At 69.4% G+C, this 25,149-nt stretch carries 14 protein-coding genes; 5 read left to right on the top strand and 9 right to left on the bottom strand.

Annotated features, from left to right (window positions below; translation table 11 throughout):
* Positions 1-447: 447 nt before the first annotated feature.
* Both WMF26_RS31215 and WMF26_RS31220 read right to left on the bottom strand, forming a co-directional pair.
* The gene (locus tag WMF26_RS31215; RefSeq protein ID WP_437995664.1) at positions 448-633 is read right to left on the bottom strand and encodes a hypothetical protein; all 186 of its coding nucleotides are present in this window, start codon (positions 631-633) and stop codon (positions 448-450) included.
* A 1,076-nt stretch (positions 634-1,709) separates the two neighbouring features.
* Positions 1,710-1,958, bottom strand: coding sequence for a hypothetical protein (locus WMF26_RS31220; protein WP_437995665.1), 249 nt, complete (start codon positions 1,956-1,958; stop codon positions 1,710-1,712).
* A 96-nt stretch (positions 1,959-2,054) separates the two neighbouring features.
* On the opposite strand from WMF26_RS31220, the gene WMF26_RS31225 reads away from it, so the two are divergent.
* From WMF26_RS31225 to WMF26_RS31240, 4 genes are all read left to right on the top strand, one after another.
* Positions 2,055-2,639, top strand: a complete 585-nt coding sequence (locus WMF26_RS31225) for a hypothetical protein (protein WP_437995666.1) — start codon at positions 2,055-2,057, stop codon at positions 2,637-2,639.
* A gap of 743 nt (positions 2,640-3,382) precedes the next feature.
* Positions 3,383-4,495, top strand: a complete 1,113-nt coding sequence (locus WMF26_RS31230; protein WP_437995667.1) for a hypothetical protein — start codon at positions 3,383-3,385, stop codon at positions 4,493-4,495.
* 15 nt (positions 4,496-4,510) lie between these two features.
* Complete coding sequence (locus tag WMF26_RS31235; protein WP_437995668.1) at positions 4,511-6,151, top strand: hypothetical protein; 1,641 nt, start codon at positions 4,511-4,513, stop codon at positions 6,149-6,151.
* A gap of 37 nt (positions 6,152-6,188) precedes the next feature.
* Positions 6,189-7,718 (top strand): hypothetical protein, encoded by a 1,530-nt coding sequence (locus WMF26_RS31240; RefSeq protein WP_437995669.1) that lies wholly within the window; start codon positions 6,189-6,191, stop codon positions 7,716-7,718.
* 303 nt (positions 7,719-8,021) lie between these two features.
* On the opposite strand, the gene WMF26_RS31245 is transcribed toward WMF26_RS31240, so the two are convergent.
* Positions 8,022-10,979, bottom strand: a complete 2,958-nt coding sequence (locus WMF26_RS31245) for an SIR2 family protein (protein WP_437995670.1) — start codon at positions 10,977-10,979, stop codon at positions 8,022-8,024.
* Between the two features lie 172 nt (positions 10,980-11,151).
* A complete protein-coding gene (locus WMF26_RS31250) occupies positions 11,152-11,355 on the bottom strand; it encodes an aminotransferase class III-fold pyridoxal phosphate-dependent enzyme (RefSeq protein WP_437995671.1) in 204 nt (67 codons plus the stop codon).
* Positions 11,356-12,051: 696 nt separating this feature from the next.
* On the opposite strand from WMF26_RS31250, the gene WMF26_RS31255 reads away from it, so the two are divergent.
* On the top strand, positions 12,052-12,405 hold the full coding sequence (locus WMF26_RS31255; protein WP_437995672.1) for a hypothetical protein: 354 nt from the start codon (positions 12,052-12,054) through the stop codon (positions 12,403-12,405).
* Positions 12,406-13,124: 719 nt separating this feature from the next.
* Here the strand turns inward: WMF26_RS31255 and WMF26_RS31260 are convergent.
* From WMF26_RS31260 to valS, 5 genes are all read right to left on the bottom strand, one after another.
* On the bottom strand, positions 13,125-17,126 hold the full coding sequence (locus WMF26_RS31260; protein ID WP_437995673.1) for a trypsin-like peptidase domain-containing protein: 4,002 nt from the start codon (positions 17,124-17,126) through the stop codon (positions 13,125-13,127).
* 14 nt (positions 17,127-17,140) lie between these two features.
* Positions 17,141-18,001, bottom strand: a complete 861-nt coding sequence (locus tag WMF26_RS31265; protein WP_437995674.1) for a hypothetical protein — start codon at positions 17,999-18,001, stop codon at positions 17,141-17,143.
* 116 nt (positions 18,002-18,117) lie between these two features.
* Complete coding sequence (locus tag WMF26_RS31270; protein ID WP_437995675.1) at positions 18,118-20,877, bottom strand: protein kinase domain-containing protein; 2,760 nt, start codon at positions 20,875-20,877, stop codon at positions 18,118-18,120.
* Between the two features lie 198 nt (positions 20,878-21,075).
* Positions 21,076-21,951: a hypothetical protein gene (locus WMF26_RS31275; RefSeq protein ID WP_437995676.1), complete on the bottom strand. Its 876-nt coding sequence runs from the start codon at positions 21,949-21,951 to the stop codon at positions 21,076-21,078.
* A 471-nt stretch (positions 21,952-22,422) separates the two neighbouring features.
* Positions 22,423-25,122, bottom strand: coding sequence for a valine--tRNA ligase (gene valS / locus WMF26_RS31280; RefSeq protein ID WP_437995677.1), 2,700 nt, complete (start codon positions 25,120-25,122; stop codon positions 22,423-22,425).
* Positions 25,123-25,149 lie beyond the last annotated feature (27 nt).

Here is a 25,149-nt window from a genome sequence, read left to right on the forward strand (position 1 = left end):
TGATAACCCAACGGGATCTTACTCGAAGTCGGTGCGCGGGAACAAGGCGAACCGCACCCGGCGGCCCCCGGGTTCATGGTTCATGGTCCCGTTCCGTGACCGCGCTGCCGGGCCCGCCGCGGGGTGGTCGTGGCTGAAGGCCCGCCGGCCCAAGTGTCAGTCGATTGGTCAACCGAAGCCGCCGGACCAGGTCTGTCTAGATCGTCGCTTTTTGTGACCTCCCCCACCGGAAGTCTCACGGATCGGCCCTGCGCCGCAAGGCCCAACGCCGCCCAGCGCCATGGGGTACATCCATCTAACACCGTCGGCAGTCCCGGCCTTTCTGGGGGGCCGGGGGCGCCTGGAGGCGGCGCGGCGGACGCGCGACCGTAGGCGTCGCACCGCGTCGCACCTGGGTGACACGGCGCGGCGCCTCATCGAGAGATTGTCGGACACATACCGGTCCGTTCACAACCTCGGACGGCTGAGGAGTTCCTGGATCGCGCGGATGTTGTAGCCGGCTTCCAGCAGGTGCGTGCCCAGGGCATCGGGGAGGGCGACCCAGCCGGCGCCAGCCTCGACATCGGCGGCATGCCGGACGCGCACGGCGGTGAGGCGATCGCGGAACGGGGGACCAGGCAGGAGCGGCAGCATTGTGATTCGATTCTTCCTGCCCTTGCCGTCGCGAACGAGGACTTCACGCGGAGCTCGGCGCATTCAAGCCGAAGGAGGTCGGTACCGTAGCCGTGTCGATGCCGTAGCCGTAGAGGAGGGAGGCCATAGAACAGAACAAAGCGCCGGGTCCAGGCGCAGTACGCATCTTCGTGCGAGGGCTGTAGCGGCGGGTCCGGATCGCCTCGCGGACGCGGTCTAGAGCGGCGCAACGGCGGCACCGAGGAGGCCGGTAGTCAGGCGGAGCCGTCGAGGACGGGCGCGAACTGGTGGCGGCCTTCCTCGGCGCGGTACGCAGTAGCGGAGCAAGTCGCAGGCGATGGAGCAGCGCCAGGGCGGCACTGACGCGGGCGTGAACGCCGCGAGCGGCGGCGAGCTCGCCGGCCGCGAGGAGTCCGCGGATTTCCTCGGAGAGGGCCGTATCGTCGGCTGCCGAAACGGCGGCAGCGTCGCGAGCGGCTCCGTATTGCCTGGGCTCTGCGGCCTCCTCCACGCTTTGCGTCCGCTCGCTGATACACCAAAAAAGAGCGCCGCGCGAGCTCGGGGCCATGGCGGTCCACCTCGTCGAGCTCGGGGCCGTCGCCGGCGAGCTCCTCGAGCGCGGGCTTGGCGTCACGGCCCTGGTCGACCGCGGAGCGGCCGCCGGCGTCGAGGTGGACGCCGGCGAGCTACGGCGCCGAGCTGGCCGATGCACGCCTCGATCTGCACGACCGTCGCGGCGAGCAGCCGCGCCGTGGCACTCGACGAGGCCCGCTGTGCCCCCGGACCTGACGGATATCGACGGCCCTGCTCTCACCGGCACCCACCTCGACTCCGCTGCGCGTCCCGCTTGGCACGAAGATCGTTTCTGCGCGCAGCGCCGCGCCAAGCGACGCCTGAACGCTCCTTGGCTGTCCGGCAACCCTACGAAACGGTTCGGCATCCGGCAGCGACGACGCTGAAGACGCGACCGGTTTACGCCGTCGTAAACCGGGTATGGATTCGACCCGGCCGCGTCCATCCGTACGGTGGGACGAATGGACTCCCCTGACCGGCAGCCCCCGCAGGGCACGCACCCCTCACAGCCGCCGCAGGCCCCCCAGTCGCCGCAGCCCTCGCCGCTGGTCCAGGCCCTCGCTGCTGCCGCGCCCGCCCTCGCCGTGGGCTTGCCGGCGGTCGTTAAGCTGCTCACCGAGGACCGCACCGAGCACCACGAGCAGCAGATCCAGGTCGCCCTCGAGCGCCATCAGCTCGAGCAGGAGCGGCGGGAGCTCGCCCGAAGAGAGCGGGCGATCGAGCGCAGGGCGGCGGAGCTGGAGCGGGAGCACAAGCGCCTCCAGGAAGAAGCCGCTCGCCTGGCGCCCACGCCAGGCGGCGATGGAGGGCGCTTCCAGCGCCGCAGGAGGCCCCCGCCGCCCCGCTTCGTGACGACCTACGGCTTCGACGAACGTCACCAAGAGCGGCTGCTGGTACCGGAATTCATCACCTATGCCTGGTGCGCTGCCTTCTGGTACCAGACGCCGTCGAAGGTGCGCGCGCAGGTGTCGAAGGCGCGCCGGAGCCAGTACGCACGGATCGCGCGGCTGCCTCCCCTTCTCGGTGAAAAGCTCGATAAGGCCGGCGTCCCGTTCTACGCGCTGCGCTTCGTGGCGTACGCTGAGACGGTCGTGGAGCAGGAGGAGAGGGCCCGCAAGGTCCTCGCGGGCGAGCGTCCGCCGCGCCGGATGCCGCCACCCCCGGACGAGCCGAAGGCCTCCAAGGCGACCAAGCGCCGGAGGGGGCGACCCGCCTACCCCCGCGCGCAGCCCGGCGAGAAGAAGCCCCGAGCCGATGAGCAGGGCAGCCCCACCGCGCAGCCCCATGGAGACGACGCCGCCGAGCAGCAGGCCAACCAGTTCGACGAGGTCATGTCCCTGATCGCCTTCCACCTCGCCGGCAAGCTCGAGTCCAACAGCGACCCCGATAACGAAAGCACCGATGACGACCTCGACGAGGAGGCACCGCTCTAGTTAGCCCGCGCACCGATCGGGTAGCACCGCGGATCATGGTGCCTGGCACCCGCGCAGAATTACCAAATCGACCCCCAAGATCGGCCCCTCGGGCGCTCCCTCGAAACGGCCTAACTGCGTGTCACCAGAGCGTTTCTTCGCCTGACCAGATCCCGGTAACTCGCGACGATTTACCGGATCATCAGAATTACCATTTCGGGCCTCCTCACGGGCTCTCGTTCAGGCTCCGTCCCGAACCCGAAACACTAGAACAACGGAGGTTCGCCGTCAGCGCGCGGTGACCGTGACCTGCCCCATGGGGGCGCTCCGACGAGCCGCCCGCGCCCGGGGGACGTCGCGCAGCTCCAGGCGTGCGGTCGCCAGCACTCCGTCCAACGCCGTCGAGCGCCGTCCTGCCCACGATGCCGCGACGAGCCGCCCTGGCGGGCGACGCTCGTGCAGGGGCGACGTCGTGCAGTTCTAGACGCGCGGCACGAGCTCCCGTCGCAGCCTCACCGCTGGCTTCGCCCGCCGGTGAAGCGGCGCAGGTGCGAGCGTGAGCGCGGCTGCCGCGCTCTCGCCCATAGCCGAGGCAACTTTGGCCGGCTAGTATGCCCCAAAGTAAGAATTTTGACCACACTCGATCGAGGCTCGCGATGACTGAGCGCATTCCGTCATCCAGGCGCCAATTCTCGACAAAGCGGCCAAGACGTGGCGACTTCTGTCGATTGACGCCGAGCGGCCGGCGTCAGTACCGTGCCGGGATGCGTTACATTGCGCATTCGCTCTCGATTTTTCTCACACTCGGGGCCGCAACAGGCTTCACCAACTCGGCCAGTGCCAACGGCGTCCATCCGCAGGCGAAACCGAGCGGCAGTTCATCGGTGAAGGACCTTGTTCGGCGTGGTCAGCGAGCGCGCAGTGCGGGGCAGTGGACGGAGGCCTACGCCGCCTACAAGGCGGCCTTCGAGGCGGCAGACCCGGCGTCCAGCACGGGGCGAGAGCGTGCGGAGATCGCCGGGGAGCTCGGGTTGTGCGAGCTCGCGCTGAACAAACACCGTGACGCGGCCGAGCACTTGGCCTGGAGCCTTGGGCAGCTCGAGGCGCTCCCTTTGCCGCTGCAGAAAAGGTTCGAGGAGGGGCGACGCAAGGCAGAGTCGTTGGTGGCCGTGCTCATCCTGGCCGTGGATCCGCCGGACGCCGAGGTGCTCGTCGACGGCAAGCAAGTCGGCCGGCCCGCGCGCACCTACACGCTCTACTTGGAGCCGGGCCGACACATGGTGCGGGCCCGAGCACCCGGCCGCGAAGACGCGCTCCATGCCATCGGCGCCGTGGCAGGCGCGAAGCACGACATCGCGATGGTCTTGCCGCGCACGTCGGCGCGCGAAGCCAAGGAGGGCGGGCCGGTAGCACGGAACGACACGCCGCAAACCCCGAGCTCTCCGCCGGTTGCGCGCACAGGGCCTCCCAGCCCATGGGCCTCCTGGCCGGGGAGGGCGCGGATCGGCGGCATCGCGGTGACGACGGCGACGGCGGCGGCCGGTGCGATCCTTCTCCTGCGCGCTCACGTCGTCCACGGCGACCTGCGCGAGGGAGACGCCGCGCGTCGCGCGCAGGGATGGACGTCGCACACGTGCCGGGAAGCGAGCGCACCCGCGGCGTGCGCCGACATTCACGACCAGGTGAACGAGCGGGACTTGTTCGCCACGCTCGGCAAGGTGTCGCTGGTGACGAGCGCCGTGTTTGGCGCGGCGACGGCGGCCTCCTTTTTCACGGAGGTCGCCGTCTTCGGTGCCGGGCCGAGAGCCACTGGCGTCCGCGTCGTCCCCATGACAACGAGCGAACGGGCTGGGGTGCTCCTCGAAGGAGCATGGTGAGGCGGAGGCGAGGTCATGCGTTCTAGATCCGTGGGTCGCGGTCGAGGAGGCCTCCGCTCGCTGGCGTCCATCGCGCTCGGTCTGGCCGGCGCGGCCGGCAGCACGGGGTGCTACTCCGACAACTGCGCGGACGCCTACCTGTGCGAGGTTCCGCCGCCGGAGCCGTCACCTTGTGACGGGCATCCGGCGACGGCACTGGCGCTCGACATGTGCGGCGTGTTCGTCAGCGAGCAGGGCGACGACGAGAGTTCCGGCACGAAGGACGCGCCGGTGAGGACGTTGCAGCACGCGGTCGGCCTCGCCGCGAGCGGACGAGGGCGCGGCGAGGCGCCGACCAGGCGCGTGTACGCCTGTGGCGGGGTATTCGAGGAGGCGATCTCGCTCCCCCAAGGAGTCGACCTCTGGGGCGGCCGCCTGTGTGCCGGCGATTGGTCCTACGGAGGGCCGCTCGACGGGCAGAACGTGTTGACCGTCATCGCGCCACCCGTGGGGATCCCGGTGCGGGTCCTCCGGGGGGACGACGCAGTCATGGTGAAGGACGACGCGACGTCGGTGATCTTCGGTGTGCACGCCGTGGCGGCCGACGCCTCCGCGAGCGATGGCAAGTCGTCGATCGCGATGATCCTGGAGCATGGGGCCAGGGCGATCGTACAGGCGAGCGTGATCCTCGCAGGCGACGGCAAGGATGGAGAGCGGGGCGAGGACGCACCGAGCTTCCGCGCGAAGGCCGGCGTGGTTGGGAACGACGGCGTGGACGCCTGCACCGCGAACGTGGCGCCGGGTGCCCTTCCGGTCGTGACCGTGTGCGACGATGGCATCGAGTCGACGGGTGGCCAGGGGGGCGATGGAGGCCTCGAGACGGGCGGCGACGGGACCTCAGGACTGCCGGAACCGGTCGGGACTCTGGATAACCGCGGCCTGGGTGGCTTCGGCGCGTCCAGCATGGCGTGCAACCCAGGGGAGCAGGGAGCAGACGGCGCCGATGCGGAGCGCGCTGCCGGCGCAGTGGACCCTGGTCTCCTGGGCGTCGACGGATGGATCGGCGTCCGCGGGAAGGACGGGAAGCCGGGCGGCGTCGGCCAGGGCGGCGGCGGGGGTGGTGGCAGCAAAGGGCGCAGCGACACGTTCGCGTGTCCGGCAGGTCGGCCGCGGGGCGGTGCGGCCGGCGGATCAGGCGGCAGCGGCGGGTGCGGGGGCAAGGGGGGCAACGGGGGCGACTACGGCGGCGCGAGCATCGGGATCGTGGCTTTGCAGGGGAGCGACCTCACGGTCGATGCCAGCAAGGTCCTCGGGGCCAAGGGCGGCAATGGCGGGGTTGGCGGAACGGGCCAACCCGGCGGCGGCGGGTCAGTGGGCGGTTACGGCGGCAGGCCCCCTGCTGGCAGTCAGATCTTGCCTGCGTGCAGTGGTGGCTGGGGAGGCAAAGGCGGCCGCGGGGGCGACGCCGGCGGCGGTCTCGGTGGCCACTCGTTCGGCATCGCTTCCGTAGGCGCCTCCGTGACCATCTTGCAGAGTGCGGCGGTCTCGCCCGGACAAGCCGGCACCGGGGGGCTCGGTGGCAACGCAACCCCGGAAAACAACTCCGGCCAGGGGAACGATGGGACTGCGCTGTTCTGGTACCGGTTCGATGCGCCAGACCCGGAGCCGCCTCGATGAATCGCCCTGTGCTGGCGACGCACATCAGAAGACCCCCATGAGGAAGATCACCGCTGCTACCGTCGTCCTTCTGTTATCGCCGTGGGCAACCGGCTGCGGAACTGCGCCCGGTGTGAACGACCCTGGCGTGACGCCTTGTGAAGGCACCTCGTGCGAGAACGAGCCGCCCCCGGAGTCGGTCTGCGTCGAGCACGTCGCCGCCGGTATACTCGACGACGGCTGCGGCGTGTTCCTCGCCGGAAACGTCGGTGGCGGCGACGACAGGAACCCCGGCACGAAGGCGAAGCCGGTGTACACGGTCGCCCGCGCCGTCGAGCTCGCGCGCGTTGGACGAGGGCGCGTGTTCCTCTGCAACGAGGGATTCGTGGTGGATCAAATCAGGGTGCCCTCCGGCGTGGATCTCCGCGGGGGCTTCAACTGCTGGGACTGGGTGCGCGACCCCCTGCTCCCGCGGACCCAGTTTTCTCCCCTGCGGGTCCCCGGTCCCATGGTGATCGTCGAGCCCGCAGGCCCCGAAGACAGCGGGGCCGCGGACGGGGTGTCGACGCTCGCCGATCTCTACGTCCGCTCGTGGGGCCAGGTCGGCGTGCTCGTTCAGTCGAGCACGGCGGTGGAGATCCTGCGGAGCGAGATATCCGCCCGCGGAGGCGACGGAGGCAGCAACGGCGAGAAGTGGCAGTCCGTCCAACCGCACGGACCGGATGGCATGTTCGGAGGGGACGCGTGCTCGGCGGCCGTCGTTGCCGGCGGGCCTCCGGTCGTGAACCAGTGCGAGAGCGGGCGCACGAGCGTCGGCGGCAAGGGAGGGGATGGGCTGCCCGACAGCGCCGAGGATGGGGGCGACGGGGAGCCCGCCGACCTTTTGCCGCCCGCACGGGGTGGTATCGGGGAGCGGGACAACCTCAGTTGCGGCATTGGATCCGAGGGGGGCCCGGGGGCTCCGGGAACGCAGGGCGCGCCCGGTAAGGGCATCGGGCGCCTCACCGAGACTGGATGGGAGGGCGACACGGGCGGCGAGGGGACCTGGGGCACGCCGGGCCAGGGCGGCGGCGGCGGCGGCGGTCGTCGGGGCGGGCTCGCCGTGTGCGGCGTGGCCTCGAAAGGTGGCCCAGGAGGAGGCTCGGGAGGGGCCGGCGGTTGCGGAGGCCGAGGTGGCCGCGGGGGAGGGAACGGACAGCCGTCCATCGGCGTCCTCGCGCTTCACGCCCGGGTGACCGTGCTCGACACCAAGATCACGGTGGACTTTGGCGGCAGGGGCGGCGACGGCGGGGAACCCCAGGACGGCGGCCTAGGCGGCCGAGGCGCACCGGGCGGAACGCTGAAGGATGAACTCGCCGCCTGCTTCGGCGGCCGGGGCGGCCAAGGAGGGCCCGGCGGCTACGGCGGTCCCGGGCGCGGCGGCGACTCGATCGGCATCGCCTACCTCGACGAGGACCAGCTCACGCTCGAGGGCGTCACCATCGAGACCGGACAGCCGGGCAAGGGCGGCACCAGCTGGAACCACGATGGCAGCACGACGGTGGGAGATAGCGGCAAGGCCCACGAGACGCTTCGGTTTTCTGAATAGTCGCAATCACCTTCCGGGAGGAGGACGGCACGGATCTCCATGACGGCTACGAGGGAGCTCCGGGATCTGCGTCTACGAGCCAGCTATCCAGGAAACGGGAGGCCCACGCGACCATGGCGGCCGGCGGGTCGCCTTCACCGTCCCAAGACGCGACCAGCGTTTCGAGCTCGCGCGCTGCGGCTTCGAGCTCGCGCTTGGAAGCGATGCCGCGTGGAGTCTTCGGCGGATCAATGAGCACCCGAACTTTTGTAAGCACTCTCAATACTTCCTCTTTGCGCAGGACTCCATCCGTCTGTCGCGCGGTCACAAGAGGCGCGCGATCTCCTCAGCCAGCCTCACCAGCGTGCTCTCGACAGCGCTCTCCCCCATCTCGCTGAGCGCGGCATCGGGGTTGAGGACGGGAAAGCGATCGAGCCCCGATCCGGTCAACAAGCACGGCTTCAGCACGACCGGACGCACGCTGGCGCCGTTCTCGGCCGCCACGCCGAGCAGGACATCGATCCCTCCCCGGTCCGGGTTCCCTGAGAACTCGGACACCAGGTAATCCGCGCTGACGAGCACGATCGACATCGCGGCAGCCTCGATCACCTGGCGAAGCTCGCTGTACGCGCCAGCGTGTCGGGTCAGCCTGCTCTCCTCCCAGATATCGAGGACCAGCCCACGTTTAGTCAGGGGACCGAGGTGTACCTGCAGGCGCTCAAGCCATCGCAGGTCGCTGAGGACGTACGAGATGAAGATCCGGCCGCCGCCCTGCTGCTTCAGCACGCCGGCCTCTCGGGCGATCTCCTCGAGATGGACGCTGCGCAGGTAGAACGCGAGCTGCGGATCATCGATGGTGATCCGGTGCATGCTCGGATCGTAGAAGAGGAACATCTCCAGCTCCGGGTAGCTCGCCTGGAGCGTCTGCATCCATTGCTCCTCTTCGAAGCGGCGCAGCGGCGTGGCGAGCGCTGGGGCCGTGTCCTTCAACATGAGCAGGGATACGGAGCCTTCGTCGCTGCGCCGGAGCTCCTCGAGCAGCCGGACGCAGACGCGGTCCTGGGGCCCCGCCATCCGTGCGAAGCGCCGCATCGGCTCGCGGAACTTTGGCGAGAGCGCGGTGAGCACGTTCCTTATGGCGTCGCCGATGTCGCAACGCACGGTGGCCGTCTTACTCTGGGTCGCGAAGACGCTCTCCGCCTGACACAAGTAGAAGCAGAGAAACTGGGCGATGTTCAGGCTGCCGTCGGACGCCAGGATGATCTCCGCACGACGATCGAAACGCACGTTGAGCGCTCGCTCGCCCTGCACGATCATCTTCTGAACGAGCGCGCTATCGACCCGGTTGAATGTGATGACCTCGATGCGGTTGGCCAGGTCGAACGCGAGATCGATGAGCGCTTGGCCGGTCTTCGGGATGCCGACGACGACCAGCTTGCGATCCGCGGCGTCCTCGTCGGCGAGCGACTTCAAGTAATCCGCCATGCGCTGGAGGAGCTCCCGCGGGAGGCGATGAAAGTCGTCGATGGCGACGGTGCCGCGGTGCCACTGCTCGATGGTCGCGAGGCGGGCCACATCGGCTTGCTTCCGCGCGCTCAGTATCTCGGGAGCGCTGCCGCCCGCCACGAGGTGCCCCTCCTCGCGGAGTTGCTTGATGGCCTGCCGGAGCGCGGTCGTCTTGCCGATGCCGGACGGGCCTTCGATGACGACGCCACGCCCCGGCTGGGCGAGGGCGAGCTTCAGATCCTGAAACCGCTTGGTGGCCACGAACGTGACCGTTGGCATGCCCGATTTCATGAAGACCTCGAACAGCTGGTAAGCCCTTTCCGGCGTGGCCTGCGGAACGGTGCTCGTCGAGGTGACCATGGTGAGCTTGGCTGCCAGCTCCTCGACGAGGAGCCTGATGCTACGGACGACGTCGAGGAAGGCCTCGTCGTGATCCGTCCAGGAGGTGATCGGGCGCGCGTTCCGCGGGAGGGCCTGCAGTTCTCCATACGGCGAGCCCTGCCAGTCGCAGGGTCTGAGGAGGATCGGTACGACCCTGGTCTCCCCGGCGTTGTGCCGCGCGAGCACCCGCTGCATGACGTCGCCATAGGAGAAGTCCGAGGCCAGGAACGAGGCGCTGATGAGCAGCAGCACGATGTCCGCGGCGTCGAACCGGTCGTTCACGGCCGCGCGCACATCGACGCCCGGATCCATGAGCGCGTCGTGCGAGGTGTCGATCAGCCCTTGCCGCCTGAGAGGCGTCAAATGCACATGGAGTCTGTCTCGATATTCGTCGTCCCGGCGCGAGTAGCCGAACACAACGCGGAGCGGGCGCCGCGCAGGTGGGGTGATAACGCCCGCGGCCGCCGCACGGGGCGCTGACATCGGCGCCGTGGCGATCGCCGGGGGTGGGGCATGGGGGGTAGCCGGCCGGGTCGCCGGCGCGCCGGGCACGAGGGACCGAAGGAAGCTGGCGAGGTCGGTCCGCGTGGTCCCGTACGGCAGCACGAAGACACGCTCCTCGGGCTGGTGCTCCGCCTGGAAGCGGGCGACATCCTCGGCCAGCGCGAGCCGGAAGTGGCGGTAGTCCGAGCCGGCGAACACGCCGCGCGACCAGCGCAGCAAGGCGCCGAAATTGGGGTCTGCGAGGCCTGCGCCGAACCCGACGAAGAGAAAGGTCCGCGTCGCGCGAAGGGCGCGCAGCATCGTCTGCGCGTGCGCGTCACCGAGCACCGCGTCGTAGGAGCGGATGCCGAGGACGACAGACTCCGGCTCCCGCCAGTGGCCGTGGAGATGAACGACGCCTGGGTCGTCGCCGCGCAGCACGCGCTCCACCTCGCTGCCGTGCCGCCACGTCACGGCCTCGAGGCCCGTGACGTCCTCGATGAGACCGTCGTAGTTGGTCGTCGCGATCGGCACCCGCAGGGCCTGGAGCGCCTCGATCACCGAAGGATCCGTGACGCGCAGGGCCCCGATGGTCTCACGAAGCCAGCGGCGATACTCCCCGCTCTGTGGGTTCAGCTTGCTGGAGATCTTCTCCGCGGCCGACAGCAGATCGTCGATGTCCCCGGACTCGATCTCTTGTCGGACCCGGCTCGCCCAGCCGCGCGGCAGACCTGGCACCACGTGCTCGCAGCGGCTCACCCCGTCCCGGAGGAGCCCGGTCCAGGAGGCGACCGGGTTGCCGCCGGTCGCGGCCATGGAAACGCCCGCGCCGGCAACCACGACGGCCCGCTGATCCGCTATCTGCTTTCGTAGATCCTCCAGGAGCAATGACGACGGGGACGGGTCCGGCATGGCGCGCTCGAGCATATCGGCCCGGCCAGCGGGACAGCAAGTCGCCCCGGTGAGGCGGGCGCTGCTGGAGGCGGGGGCGGGCGCGCACTGGCGCGGCTCCGCCTGACGGCCGCTGGCGGGCGCGGGGCCGGGCGCGTGGCTACCTCACGCGAGCGCCGGGCGCGGCGGCGCTCTACCCTCGAACGACGGCGACGATGGCCGAGGTCAGCCTCGACAGATCCTCGTCGGAGACGACGAACGGGGGCGTCAGGTAGATGACCCGGCCCATCGGGCGGATCCAGACGCCGGCCTCGGCGAAGCGCCGGTTGACGTTCGCCGCGTTCACCGGTCCATCGAGCTCGACCACGCCGATCGCGCCGCGCATCCGGACATCCACGACGCCTGGCGCGCCGCGTCAGGGGGCGAGCCTCGCCTCCAGCCCCCGCGCGATGCGGGCCACGTCCTCGCGCCAACTCCCCTGCTCGAACAGGTCGAGCGGCCCTCCGTAGGACCAATCGCCATCACACAAACGGCCGCCCCAGAGGTCGACTCATGGGGATAGCGAGATCGCCTCCGAACCACCGCCGCACGCGTACACGCGCCGGGTCGGCGCCTCGCCGTTGCGTCGCCAGCTCGCGGCGAGCCCAATGGCGTGCTGCAACGTCTTCACCGGCGCGCTCTTGGTGCCAGGATTCTTGTGCTGATCGACGGTTTGTTGACCGCCACAACAGTGCGGCCCGCGGGTGTTGGTAGCACCTCGGGCCGCGTGGCTGAACCCCGAGCAACCGAGGTCCGACATGCAGACCGTAGTTCGCCCGCCGTCCGCGGGCCAAGGGAGCGGCGCGCCCGCGCGTCGCCGCTCGCCCGCTTCCCTCCTCTTTATACAGCCTGAGACCCGCCGACCGCGCACGCTGGCCGGCGTCGCCTGCAGCTCGCCCGCCGTACTGCAGCTCGCCGCGCGGGCCTGGCGTGCTCCCGTGGCGCGCCTGCTCCGCGCCCCCGTCGCTACGGCCTGCGGGAGGAGCGGGTGAAGAAGCGGCGGAAGGGGGCCCATCGCCCGCCTGCCGCACGACATCCCAGCCAGCACCCGACGATGGAGGCGATCCTCGCGGAGCGTCGGCTCATCCGCGCTGTGCTTCACGCCGGTGGCATCGCTGCTCGCGACCGCGCTGACGTCGAGCAGCAGGTGCTCATGGGCGCGTGGAACTCTGTGCGGAGGTGCATGTACCGGCCCGACCCGACGGAGGATCCGCGCAAGGCACTCCAGGGCTGGCTGTTCGGCGTCACGTGGCGGAAGGTGTCGCATTACCTCAGCAGCGCTTGGGTGCGCCGCGCCGTGCTTCACGCCGCGCCGCTCGGCCTGCTGCGTGAGACGGTAGGCCCGAACCTGCACGCGCAGATCGAAGCTCGGGAGGTGCTGGAGGTGCTCGCCGACCTGCCGGGCTAGCAGTTGGAGGCGATCCTCATCGTGGACGCGCCGGAGACGCTGGTCGGGTGGGCGAAGGCGCGCGGGATGAACCCCCGTACGGCGGCATCTCGCCTGCGCATGGCCCGGGAAACGCTGGCGCTCTTGCTCCGGAGGCGCAGATGAAGCGACGCATCACGAAGCGGCGTACGCGGGTCTGGCGCGAGCCCGAGCTGGCGGGACGATTCCGCGGGGGCGAACCGTCGCGCCGCTACATTCGCCGGACCTCGGGCTCGGGGAGCTGGCGCCGGCCGACGCGTCGCCTCGGGCCGCCGTGGTCGCGTCGCTCCCCGCCACCCTGAGACGAGCCGTCGCCCTCGGAGATGAGGTAGCAGCCCGCGTCGTTCACCACGCAATCGGCCAGCTGCTCGGCCTGGCCCCAACTGACGTTCCTCCAGGTGTGCATACTGGTAGAACTGAAGCTCAGCGAGTAGTGCCGCCGACCCATCGGCACCAGGTGGTGTGCGTGTTATCGGTCGGTGGAGCCGCTCTGGTATCCAGGCGGGTCCGTCCGGTGTTCCGGCGCGATCGCGCGTGCCTCTTGCACGTGGCACCGGCAGGCTTCCAGGTGGGTTCGGGCCGTGGCCTCATCCACGCCGAGGATCTCCATCCTCCGCATCGTGGAGCCGGCTTTGTTCGCGTGCCCGACGCAGCCATGCAGACAGCATCGAACTAGGCCTCGACCGCCGGGCCTCCAGTGGTTACCGCTTGACGAGAGAGGACAGAGCGCTCAGCGCCTTCGACAGAAGTCCCTGAGCCAGCGGCGGCGTCACGCGATCGAAGACGGACACGTGCCCTGCCGCGTCGCCAACCAAGAACACACCCGCGTCCTCGTTCATCGAGCAGGCCACGATGTTCTCGATCGGAAGTTCGACAACGGGCTCTGCCGTAGCGGCCCGGAGGATTGACATGACACCCGACCCGTAGACGAGGAGCAACGCGGCGTCCACGGACAGCGCGCACCCCCGTACTCCGGGACGCGAGAGCTCACGCGTGCAACGGCCCGTCTGTACCTCCCATACACGAATGATCCCGTCGGCGGAAGTGGACACAGCGACCTCGCCGCTCGTAGAGAGCGAGCACGCGGTCACGCAGCTTTGGTGCCTGTCGAGCGCCCGCAGAACCTCTCCCGTTCGCACGTCCCACACCATCACGCGACCGTCCTCTCCGCCGATGAGCAGAACACCGGCATCGTCGGAAAGCGCGCAGCACTGGCCGACGAAAGTATCATCGGTCTCGGCGATAATGCGGTGATTCCCGCTCGGGAATTCCCAGAGGGTCGGCTGAGAGTCTCTCGAAACGGTCACGATATGCCTTCCTTCTGCAGAGATCGCCACGGCGCGAACCCAGTCGTGGTGAGCTTTGGTCAGCATCCGGGAACACACACCGGTACGTGTATTCCACAGCCGCGTCAGTCCCTCTTCGAAGTGGACGTCGCGTACAATCCGCCGCCGCTCGCCGGAGGGAAGCTTATATTCGACGACCATGGCAGCGCCGTTGCCAGGATTGCGGGCGCTGGTTATCGCGATTCGGCCTCCGCGCGCAAGCGCGCACGCAAGCGGCCGGTCATCAAGATCACCGACCGGCAGCTCGTACGTTGGAGCTCCGCGTACGACATCCCAGAGCCTTGCCTTCGCGTCGCCGCCGCACGTCAGCCCGGTGCGCCCGTCGCCGGAGATGCTCGAGAGACGGACCGAACCTCTGTGTACGGGAGCGACGGCGCTCTCCCCCGCGGCGAGCAGGCTCCAGACGCGCAGATCCCCGGCCGCCGCCACGATCATGTCGCCGTCTCGCGCCAGGGCGCACGACCGAGCTGCTTCGATGAGCCCGGAGATGACTGCGAACTGCCTCTTGTCCTTGGTCCTCCAAGCACGGATCGTCCGATCGACCGTCCCAGCGATCGCGATCGAACCGTCGTCCGACAGCGCGCAGGAAGAGATCGCGCAGTCGTATCTCGTGAACGGCGCCTGAAGCAGCGTTCTCGAGCCCGCGATGCGATCCCACAAGTGCAACGCCCCGTTCGCCCAGCCCGAGAGCACGAAGCGGCCGTCCGGAGACAGCGTCGTCTGGACAAGACGGGGCTTGGTCTCCGGACGGTCACGCTCGAGCTCCTCCCCCGTCCTCGGGTCGAAGACGCGCAGGATCCCGTCCATGGTCCCTGCTACTGCGACGCGACCATCGTCCGAGACTGCGCACGAGATTACCGGCTCGTTGTGTATCCAGAGCGAGAGACGCGTCCCGTCCTCCGTGGTCCAGCTGCGGACGCTCCGGTCCAACCCGCAGGACACCGCGAGCGCCCCCGCGCCGTCGAGCGCGACGCCGAGGACTGTGTGTTCGTGCGCGTGGAACGCCAAGCGCATCGCCCCACTCTGTACGTCCCAGATCCGCGCCACCCGATCGGTGCCACCCGACGCCACTACCTCTCCGGAGGCAGACGTGGCGACGCACAGCACTGCCCCACCGTGGACAGTACGGGCCACCCTGAGGCCCGTCCTCGGCCGATAAAGTTCGACGCCTCCGCCCCCGTCACCGATGGAAAGCAGCTCCCCGTCCGCCGATAGTGAGCATGCTCGCGTCCCAACGAAGGGATCTGCCAACACCCGGACCTCGGCTCGATCGGTGGTCCGCGTCGACCAGCGCAGGCGCAGCCACGGCTCGCCGCGAAGCGATGCCGAGCAGTCGAAAACGCGCGCTAGCGCGGTCTCGCGCATCAGCAAGGCTTGCCGATGCAGAATCGGCAACGGTGACGCCGGACCTTCGAGGAGGTGCGCTGCGCGGCCAAGGACGCGGCGGAGCGCGGCGATCTGCGCCGACAGCGGATCTTCGTCCAGCATCCGCTCCAGCGCGGCGAGATCGCGGAATACGGAGAGCAACGACGCGCCGCTCTGCCGCGCTAGAAGACGCGGTTCGAAGAGCCGCCCGACCAGCCGTCTGCTCACGCGTCGACGAAACCGATGCGTCAACTGAGCGCGGCGAACGGTGTGGATCACAGCATGCAAGCGCAGCTCTCCGCTCTCCGTCGCGTCGAGGATATTGACGCTGCGCAGCGTCTCAAGCTGTGCGTCGATGGCACCCGATGCGTCTGCTCCAAGGTTCCGCCGTCCGTCGACCAGCCACGCCAGCGTCCGGACCTGAATCGGCTGACCTCTGGGGAAACAAGCCAGCACCGACAACAGCCGTGACGCGACCGAATCCGCAGGATCGTCCAGTGTCGCCGCGAGCACCGTTGCAATGCCGCCACGCAGCGTCGTCGGATAGTCCTCAAGCACGACGACGTCTTCGAGCGGCGCGTCAACACCGGCTCGGTGGAGTACGGCTGCGAGGTCGCTCATTGCGACCGCCTCGCGCCGCTTGAGGTAACCACCTGCCAGCCGGATCGCGAGCGGCAGCGCCCCCAGGGCTGTGACGATCGCCCTCGCTGCAGGGCCGTCCCAGTCGCTCGCAGAGCGGCCCGCCTCGCGGCGCAGCAGCTCCTCAGCGTCATGCTCGGAGAGCGTCACAAGGTCGACGTCCGTCGCGCCGACGATGCCGCGTCGACGACTCGTCGCGAGGACGGTCGCGGCCAATGATCGGAAAGTCCAAGTCGTCGCGCCGCGGACCTGCTGAACCAGGAACGACGAGTCCGCCACATCGTCAACGATCAGGAGGACGTCCCGTCGAGAACCGAACCGGCCGAGCCACAGGGCTGCGAGCTGCGCGTAGTAGTCCGGCCCAGCACCCGACGGGTGGGGCGCAGCCAACCCGGTTCGCAGCGCGTAGCTGCCGAGTTGAGCCACGATGGACTGCAGATCCTGGCTGCCGTCCAGCCAGAAGACACCCCCCGCGTACTCGTCGGCATACGTGTGTGCGTAGAGCACGGCGAGCTGGGTCTTGCCAATACCGCCGGGACCGACCAGCACCGGGAGAGGTCCAGCCCCGCTTCGACGCGAAAGCAGATCGTGGATGCTCTTGAGCAAGGACTCGCGACCCAGCAACCTTGGGCGCGTGAACGGAACGCAGAACGCGGCGGTGCTCGAGACGTGAGGAACGAGTCGAATTGTCGATCGCCACTCGCGCAACAGGTCGACGGGTAGTGCATAGAGCGTGTCGAGCGAAGGGCATCGTGTCATTGCGGTTGCAGGACCACCGGCGGAGGCCGACATCGACGGCTCGATGTCCTGCGCGAACCTGGTCAGCTGACTCGTCAACACGCCAACGACCAACCCATCGACGACGCACGGACCACCACTGTAGCCGGAGAGCCGCTCTCGTGCGGCGCTCGTCTCCAACTGGAGAAACCTGTAGGTCAGCGGTTCCACCAGCTTGCCGGGATCCCTGACTTTCCCACCGGCGAGCCGGTGCCCTCCAGGCACCCCACGTGGGTACCCGAACGTCGACCACTCGGCGTCGACTTCGGGGAGCGCTCCCAGACTTAGCGCGGCCACGTTCAATGGGCATCGGCGGTCCAATTTCAAGACCGCGAGGTCGGCACCGTTGGCCGGCTGCCAGCTCAGCTGGCAGCTTCGTACCCCGTCGTCGTTTCCGGTCAGCGACACGTCCGGCGAAGCCGCCGACCATTCTGCGAAGCGGAGTGTGACGGCCTTTTGGCCCAGCAACACGTGATGCGCCGTGACGACGTGCTCCGGGTCGATCAGGAAGGCGGTGCCGTTCGGCTTCCCGTCGACCTCGACGCGCGCGACCGCTTGCTTGAGCCGGTGGAGCATCGCCTCGCACTCCGTCACGCCATGGGGGGCCTCCACGTTCGGGCGAGGCTGTGGATCGGGACGCTGTACTCGAGGTCTTGGTATGGCCAGAACTTCGCGCGCCAGGTCGTGCCGAGCACTCCCGCCCGTCTGACCCACGTCTTGATGACGCAGCTGATCCGGTCGACGCCCTTCGGCAACAACACCGTCTGCAAAAGCGTATGTGGTCGATCCATCGGCTCGTCCTGGCGGTACATCTTCCACTGCGCGCCGCCGATCCCGACCGGAGCGCCGAGCACCTTCCGGAGCGTGATCGACAGCCGGAGGGACAGGTGAAGCTGGCCGGTGGTGGAAGCCCGTAGCCGTGCTCCGTGTAAGGACAACGACGCTTGGTCCGAGCGGTCAGTTGCCATGCCCTTCGTCGTCACTTCGCCGCCGACACCGAGTTCAATGTCGAGCTCCTGTCCGACCCTCGCGATCTGGAGCACCTCGTCGTTCGGCAGGACGGCGACCGTGCTCGCGTCGACCCCTTTCATGACGAACTCGTAGCCTAGTCCCCAGACCCCATCCGGACTGTGCCCGTCGCGCGCGAACGGCGTGACGACGTGGATGATAAGGACGGTCTTTCGATCTTTGAATGCCGGGAGCACCTGCCCCGCCGGAGAAAACGTGTCGAGGACGACTGCCAACGGTCGCGCCACGCGGAGGTCCAGCGGGGCATCCCAGTCGTCCCCACCGCCGCGCTCCTGACCGATCGGGAGGAGGGCGTCCAGTTCCTCGCGCACGCGGACGGCCTGTTCGAGAACCGGATCCTCACTCAATGATGACTCGCGGCTCGCCTCGAGGATGGGCGTGCCGCGAACCACCTCGCCTTGCTCGATATCGTTCGGGTTCATGGTTGTGCCGTCGCTCCGACCACTGATATCATCTTCCGCTTAGAATTTCCAGAGCCGTGGGCCTCGGCGCGCAGGTGAAGAAGCGCGATTCCTGGCGGGATTTCTGACATGCGGAACTAGCCGAGTTGACCAACGTCCGCTTCGACATCCGCAACGGCCCCGAGCGTGCCTAGGTGGACGATGGCGGCCCCGAGTTCGTGCCCGGGGAGCTCGACGTCGGGTAGGCATGGAGCGGCCGCCCGGCCCGACGCCCGCGCCGCGGGACCGCGCCGATTGACTCCGGCGTCATGCGCTCGACGGCGGCCGCGCCGAGTTCCTCCTCGTCGAGCTACTGGATGGTGAAAGACCACAGCCCCGAGCGCGTGCCCCAGGCGCAGCGATCCGAAGCCGCGCCCTCGACGACCCGCGACCCAGCACCGGCACGGGCGCCCGCCCATGGCCCCTACAGCTCCCCCCGGCCTCCCCGCACTTGCCGCCGCAGACTTGCGGTCACAGCAGCCAACATTTCGGAACCATTCAGGATTATTCCTGCGTCTACGAATCGTTTCCCCCTTGCAGAACGTCTCGCCGAAGACGCTCGCCGCCCGCAGCACGCGCCGCTCCTCGATGCCCAGCGCCTCGAGCCGCGCCTGCACCAGCGCGAGCGCCGTCTCGGGCATGCCCTCGCTCCTGCCCTCGGCGACGGCGCGGATCTGCTCCTCCAGCACGAACGCGTTGCCCTCGGCGCGCGCGAGCAGCCGCTCGACCAGATCGGCATCGACGGCATCGCCGAGCACCTCCCGCACGAGCCGCTCGCCCGCGCGCCGCGAGAGGGCGGCGAGGCGGATCCGGAGGCCGTCGCGCTCGCTCCACAGCGCCGGGAAGAGCTCGTCGACCTCGGGACGGGCGAGCGCCAGCACGAGGAACGGCAGGCCTCGCGCGCGCTGGAGCGCGGCGTCGACGAGGTTCACCGTGGGCAGGTCGCCCCAGTGCAGATCTTCGATCACGAGGATCACCGGCCTCCGCTGGCATTCGGCGTGCACGAGGTCCTCGAAGGCCTGGCGGATGCGGTCGCCCATCAGCACCGGGTTCTGGCGCGCCGCCCGGAGCTGTACATCGCCGTCGTCGGGGAACGTCGCTCCCACGAGCTCGCCGAGGAACGCCGCGACGTGCGGGGCCTTGGCCCCGAGCCCGCCGAGCTGCTCGACCCGGGCGAGCACCTTGCTCCGCCGCGCCTGGATCGGCTCGCCGTCGAGGATGCCCATGGCGCGGCGGAGCGCCTGGGCCAGCAGGCCGAACGCGGACCCGGCGGCCACCGGGTCGGCCCTGCCGATCCAGACCTCGGCGGCCTCGCTCCGCTCCTTGAGCGTGCGGAGGAACTCCCAGGCGAGGCGCGATTTACCGAGCCCCGGGGCGCCCACGACGACGACGGCGCTCGCGGAGGGCTCATCCACGGCGTGGCGCCACTCGGCCGCGAGCTGCGCGAGCTCGCGCTCGCGCCCCAGGCAGGGCGTCGGCTTGCCGAGGAGCCGCGGGACGGTGTCCGGCTCGTCCTTGGGGCCGCGCAGCCAGGCCCCTTCGGCCCCTTGTATCGTGTCGAAGCGGCTGGCGAGCAGGCCCGCCGTCGCGCTGTCGAGCTGGATGCCGGACTCCGGCGCTCGGGCGCGCCTCGGGAAGAGCTGCACGACGCGGTCGATCAGCGCGCCCACGGGCAGCCTCCCTGCGACCTCGGTCAGCCCCGTGGCGATGGACATGGGCACGCCCCCGAGCTCTGCGCGCAGGGAGAGCGCGCACTGGGCGGCGCGCGCGGCGAGATCCGTCGGGGTCTCGGCGCCGGAGAGCGTGATGAGCAGCCACTGCGATTGCAGGAGCTCGAGGCGTCCGCCGTGGCGCGCCGCGATCTGGCGCAGCGCCTCGGTCCGCGCGGCGCCCTCGGCCTCGGAGAGCGTGGCGTCCGCCTCCGCGCTGCCGCCTTCGGCAGCCAGGATGACGCACATGACCCGGCGCTCCGCGGTCGTGATCTCCACGCGCGATGCGGGCGGCGCGACGGTCTCGCGCGCTCCGCCGGGGAGCCCTGCCTGCGCCAGGGCGGCGAGCTCCTCGGCGACGGCGGCGCCGTCGCGCGGCCGATGGTCGACCGGCTTCGAGAGCATCCGGGCCACGAGCCGCTCGAGGTGCTTGGGGACGCCGTCGCGGAGCTCCCCGAGCCGCGGCGGATCTTCCAGGACGACCTTCATGATCAGCGACAGCGCGTTGTCGCCCACGAAAGGCGGGCGCCCCGCGAGGCACTCGAACAGCATGCAGCCGAGCGCGAACACGTCGGCGCGGGCGTCGATCGTCGGCTCGCCGCGCGCCTGTTCGGGGGCCATGTACCCGGGCGTGCCGAGGATCGCGCCGGGCGCCGTCAAGCTCCGCGCGAGCCGGAGGTCGCGCGCGATGCCGAAGTCGAGCAGGATGGCGCGCTCGACGGCGCCGCCCACGAGCATCAGGTTGCTCGGCTTCAGGTCGCGGTGAACGACGCCGAGCCGGTGGACCTCGCCGAGCGTCGCCGTTACCTGCGCCGCCAGGGTCACGCTCTCGGCGATCGAGAGCGGCCCTCCGGCGAGCCGCTCCTCCAGCGTCACGCCGTCGAGCCACTCCATGGCCAGGTACGGCCGCCCTGCGCCCGTCACGCCGTGCGCCACGTACTGCACGACCCCCGGCAGCCGGAGCGTGACGAGCGCCTCTGCCTCCCGCGAGAGCCGGCTCAGGTCGCGCACGTTCGCGCTCTGCAGCACCTTGAGCGCGACCGCCTGCCCGGACAGCCGGTCGCGCGCGCGGTAGACGTCGCCCATGCCGCCGGAGCCGGCGAGCCGCTCGATCTCGAAACGCTCCTCGACTACGTCCCCGGCGCGCATCGCTGTTCTTATGTACTGCGAGTGCGGCTCCGTGTGTGCGTTCTGCCAAGGGTGGCCCTGGAGCATCTCCGTGCAGGCGCCACGGAACTCAGGAAACACGACGCCGGGAGCTCACCGTTACCGGCCGCCCGCGGCGTACCGGGAGGCCGACGTGCTGGTCCTTGCGTACAGGCAGCTGAAATCGCTAATGTTTCTGCGTCAGGGTGGCAGGAACGACGTGATCACCGAGCTCGTGCGTGCCGACGGCGAAACGACGGGCTGATCGAGGCAGCCGGTGTAATAGCCACCGTCGGCGTTCACTTGGTTGCATACGGCGTCGCATGATCCCACGATCGCGAGGGTGCCACACGGCTGAGCTGTCGTGGCCCCGGTCACAGGGTCCACGCTGAGGTGCCCAGCCGCACAGTCACGCTCCATCGCGCGCGCGCGGGTGACACCTGCTGGACTGTAGCAAGCGTGCAGGTACGGCGTTGAGCTGAACACGTTCCCCCAGAAGGCGCCTTCTCTCACCGTGTAGGCCGAGCGCTCCGACGACGACGAGCCCAGCGCGGTCGTCATGCCACGAAGGGAAATCCTGACCGACTTGCCGTACCAGTTCATCCTCGAGGCGAGACATGCCGTGAGCCAGCGTTGGTAAAATGGATCGGTCAAAGGGCCGTACATCCACCAGTCCGCGATCCCGAGCTCGCCCCGGTACGTCTCTGGATGGACCACCCCGATGCTGTCGGTCCACGAGAATGCGAACGACTGGTCCGGCCTGAGCGCGCAGCTCACGACGTAGCGCACGAGCTCCCTGGACAGGGCGCCGCCCAGCTCCGGATTCCTGATGGAGGTGAGCGCCTTCGGGGCCAGCGCGTTCGGGCTCAGCGCGTTCGGGCTCAGCGCGTTCGGGCTCAGCGCGTTCGGGATGACGCCGTTCGGGCTCAGCGCGTTCGGGCTGAGCGCATTGGCGAGGATGCCGTTGTCGGCGACGGCCGCGCTCTCTTCTACCTCGACGAACTCCTCCGACGCCTCATCGATGTCGGCGCCAATACAGGCAGTGGTAGCCAGAGAGACGGCGAGGAGCACAACCATGCGAGGATAGAAAGATACCATCAGGATCCTCCTTTCGGCGCTGGGTGTCAGCGTTCAAGGCCACGCAGCGACAAACTCTCAATCTATCATTTCTAAGCGCTCCTGTGCAGGGTTTAGCAATATCCCCACGGGGTCGGGAAGACACACCCCTACACAGCCCCTGACGCACCGCACAATGAGGAGGCGCATCCTGGGTGGGTAGTGGTCAACTTTGCCCAGAGAGAGTCCACATGAAGGCGGGAAGATCATTAAGATTTTCTTCCCGCCTTCCCGCCTTCATGTTCAAATTTGACCACTACTGTCAGCTGGAAGCGATCGGCAATGCGCGACGGAACGAGGTCCACGCTCTTCGCATGACGGGAAGGCATACGAGCGGGGAGCTCGCCGCGGAGGCGCTCAGCGTCGCGCAGAGCACCCCGCTCGGGGTCGGGCAGCGCGCTGGAGCACGCCGCCCGCCGCACGCCGGCTCCGTTACTCCGTGGTCGCCGCCGCGTCCCCCGCCCCGGCCGGCGCCGCCGCCGCCTCCACCCCGCAGCGCACCACCACGACCTCGCCATCCGCGAGCTCCGGCCGCTCCACGAGCTCGTGCGCGCCCGCGCGCACCGCCGTGAGCACGTCCCCCAGCGCCGGCTTCAGCCGCGCCAGCGTCGCGGCGTTCGCCCCGAGCGCGAGGTCCGAAACGACGCGCCCCACGCTCGCGCCGAGCTCGCTCTTGCGCTTGTTGACCGCCGCCATCGCCGCCGCCGCCAGATCCAGGAGCCCCGGGTCCGACGGCGCCGCGACCGCCGCGAAATCCGCCGCCGAAGGCCACTTCGCCCGGTGGATCGAGGCCTCGCCCGTCTCCTCCGCGTACACCCAGCGCCAGACCTCGTCGGTGATGTACGGCAGGACCGGCGCGAACAGCCGCAGCAGCACCGACAGCCCGAGCCGCAGCGCCGCCACCGCCGAGCCGCGCGCCGCCTCCCCGGCGCCGCCCTCGCCGCGCGCACGCGCCTTCGCGAGCTCCAGGTAGGCGTCGGTGAACCAGCGCCAGAAGAAATCCTCCGTCCGCTCGAGCGCCGCCGCGAACTCGTGCTCGTCGAACGAGCGCGTCGCGTCCTCCACCACCGCCGACAGCTTGTGCAAGAGCGCCCGGTCGAGCTCCTCGGAGATCGGGTGGACCTCCGCCGACTGGCTGAGCACGTACTTGCTCGCATTCCAGATCTTCGTGACGAGCCGCTTGCCGATCTTCAACACCTTCTCGTCGAACGCCGTGTCCGTGCCGAGCCGCGCGCTCGCCGACCAGTAACGGACCGCGTCCGAAGAATACGTGTCGAGCAGGTGCATCGGCGTGACGACGTTGCCCTTGCTCTTCGACATCTTCTTGCGATCCGGATCGAGGATCCACCCGGAGATCGCGATGTGGTGCCACGGGACCGACGACTCGTGCAGCATCGCCTTCGCGATCGTGTAGAACGCCCACGTCCTGATGATGTCGTGGGCCTGCGGCCGCAGATCGGCCGGGAAGAGCCGCGCGTGGCGCGCCGGATCGTCCCCCCAGTGAGAGCTGATCTGCGGCGTGAGCGAGCTCGTGAACCACGTGTCGAAGACGTCGGTCTCGGCGGTGAAGCCGCCCGGCTGATCGCGCTGCGAGGCCTCGTACCCGGGGGGCACGTCGACCGTCGGGTCGACCGGGAGCACCTCGCGCGTCGCGAGCAGCGGCCGGCTGTGGTCAGGCTTGCCCTCGGCGTCGAGCGGATACCAGACCGGGAACTGCACGCCGAAATACCGCTGGCGGCTGATGCACCAGTCGCCCTGGAGCCCCTCGGTCCAGTTGCGGAACCGGAGGCGCATGAAATCCGGGTGCCACTTGATCTTCTCGCCGAACTCGAGGAGCTCGGCCTTCTTGTCGGCGAGCCGGACGAACCACTGCCGCGTGGGCACGAACTCGAGCGGCTGGTCGCCCCGCTCGTAGAACTTCACCGCGCGCTCGATCGGCCTCGGCTCGCCCCGCAGCGCCGGCCCCTTGCCGGGCGCCGCCGCGTGCTCGTCGCGGCGGAGCAGCTCGACCACCGCCGCGCGCGCCTGCTTCACCCCCTTGCCCTGGAGCGGGGCATAGGCGGCGTTGGCCGCGGCCGGGTCGCGGCTCTCCCACGGGCCCTCGCCGAACGTCACCGGCAGGACACGGCCGTTCTTGCCGAGCATCTGCCGGAGAGGGAGCTTCTGCTCCCGCCACCAGATCACGTCGGTCGCGTCGCCGAAGGTACAGACCATGAGGATGCCCGTGCCCTTCTCGCGATCCACGAGCGGGCTCGGGAAGATGGGCACCGGCGCGCGGAAGATCGGGGTGAGCGCCGTCTTGCCGAAGAGGTGCTGATACCGCGGGTCCTCCGGGTGCGCCGTGACGCCGACGCAGGCCGCGAGCAGCTCCGGGCGCGTCGTGGCGATGACGAGCTCCTCGCCCGTCCCCTCCACCGCGAACGCGATGTCGTGGAACGCGCCCGACTGCGGGCGATCCTCGACCTCCGCCTGGGCGACCGCGGTCTGGAAATCGACGTCCCACATCGTCGGCGCGAAGACCGAGTAGAGGTGGCCCTTCTCGTGGAGATCCAGGAACGACAGCTGCGCCGTCCTGCGGCAGTGATCATCGATGGTGGCGTACTCGTGCCGCCAGTCGACCGAGAGGCCCACCCGGCGGAAGAGCGCCTTGAAGACCTGCTCGTCCTCGCGCGTGACCTTGTGGCAGAGCTCGATGAAGTTGGGCCGCGACACGATGCGCGGCGGGTCCTTCTTGATCGTCTCCGGCGCGGCCTGCGGCAAGGTCAGGCCGCGCTCGTACGGCGTGCGCACGTCCGTGCGGACGTGGAAGTAGTTCTGCACGCGCCGCTCGGTGGGCAGGCCGTTGTCGTCCCAGCCCAGCGGGTAGAAGATGTTGAAGCCGCGCATCCGGCGCTGGCGGACGACGACGTCCGTGTGCGTGTAGCTGAAGACGTGGCCGATGTGCAGCGAGCCCGAGGCGGTCGGCGGCGGGGTGTCGACGACGAAGGTCTCCTCGCGGGGGCGCGACGGGTCGTATCGGTACGTCCCGTCGGCCTCCCACTCGTCGGCCAGGCGCAGCTCGGCGACGGGCGAGTCGAAGTGCTTCGGGAGCGTCGCGGGATCGATGGAGCGGAACGTCTTCTTGATCGTCACGTGGTCACCTGCAGAACAGACCCCGCA

Origin of the sequence: Sorangium sp. So ce185, from assembly GCF_051526825.1 — a bacterium.
Classification (GTDB): domain Bacteria; phylum Myxococcota_A; class Polyangia; order Polyangiales; family Polyangiaceae; genus Sorangium; species Sorangium cellulosum_D.

What these genes read in the sequence shown, in the direction of transcription:
- WMF26_RS31215 (WP_437995664.1), bottom strand. Translation starts at nt 633, where the DNA reads ATGCTGCCGCTCCTGCCTGGTCCCCCGTTCCGCGATCGCCTCACCGCC.
- WMF26_RS31230 (WP_437995667.1), top strand. Translation starts at nt 3,383, where the DNA reads ATGCGTTACATTGCGCATTCGCTCTCGATTTTTCTCACACTCGGGGCC.
- WMF26_RS31235 (WP_437995668.1), top strand. Translation starts at nt 4,511, where the DNA reads ATGCGTTCTAGATCCGTGGGTCGCGGTCGAGGAGGCCTCCGCTCGCTG.
- WMF26_RS31240 (WP_437995669.1), top strand. Translation starts at nt 6,189, where the DNA reads ATGAGGAAGATCACCGCTGCTACCGTCGTCCTTCTGTTATCGCCGTGG.
- WMF26_RS31245 (WP_437995670.1), bottom strand. Translation starts at nt 10,979, where the DNA reads ATGCCGGACCCGTCCCCGTCGTCATTGCTCCTGGAGGATCTACGAAAG.
- WMF26_RS31255 (WP_437995672.1), top strand. Translation starts at nt 12,052, where the DNA reads ATGGAGGCGATCCTCGCGGAGCGTCGGCTCATCCGCGCTGTGCTTCAC.
- WMF26_RS31260 (WP_437995673.1), bottom strand. Translation starts at nt 17,126, where the DNA reads ATGCTCCACCGGCTCAAGCAAGCGGTCGCGCGCGTCGAGGTCGACGGG.
- WMF26_RS31265 (WP_437995674.1), bottom strand. Translation starts at nt 18,001, where the DNA reads ATGAACCCGAACGATATCGAGCAAGGCGAGGTGGTTCGCGGCACGCCC.
- WMF26_RS31270 (WP_437995675.1), bottom strand. Translation starts at nt 20,877, where the DNA reads ATGCGCGCCGGGGACGTAGTCGAGGAGCGTTTCGAGATCGAGCGGCTC.
- WMF26_RS31275 (WP_437995676.1), bottom strand. Translation starts at nt 21,951, where the DNA reads ATGGTTGTGCTCCTCGCCGTCTCTCTGGCTACCACTGCCTGTATTGGC.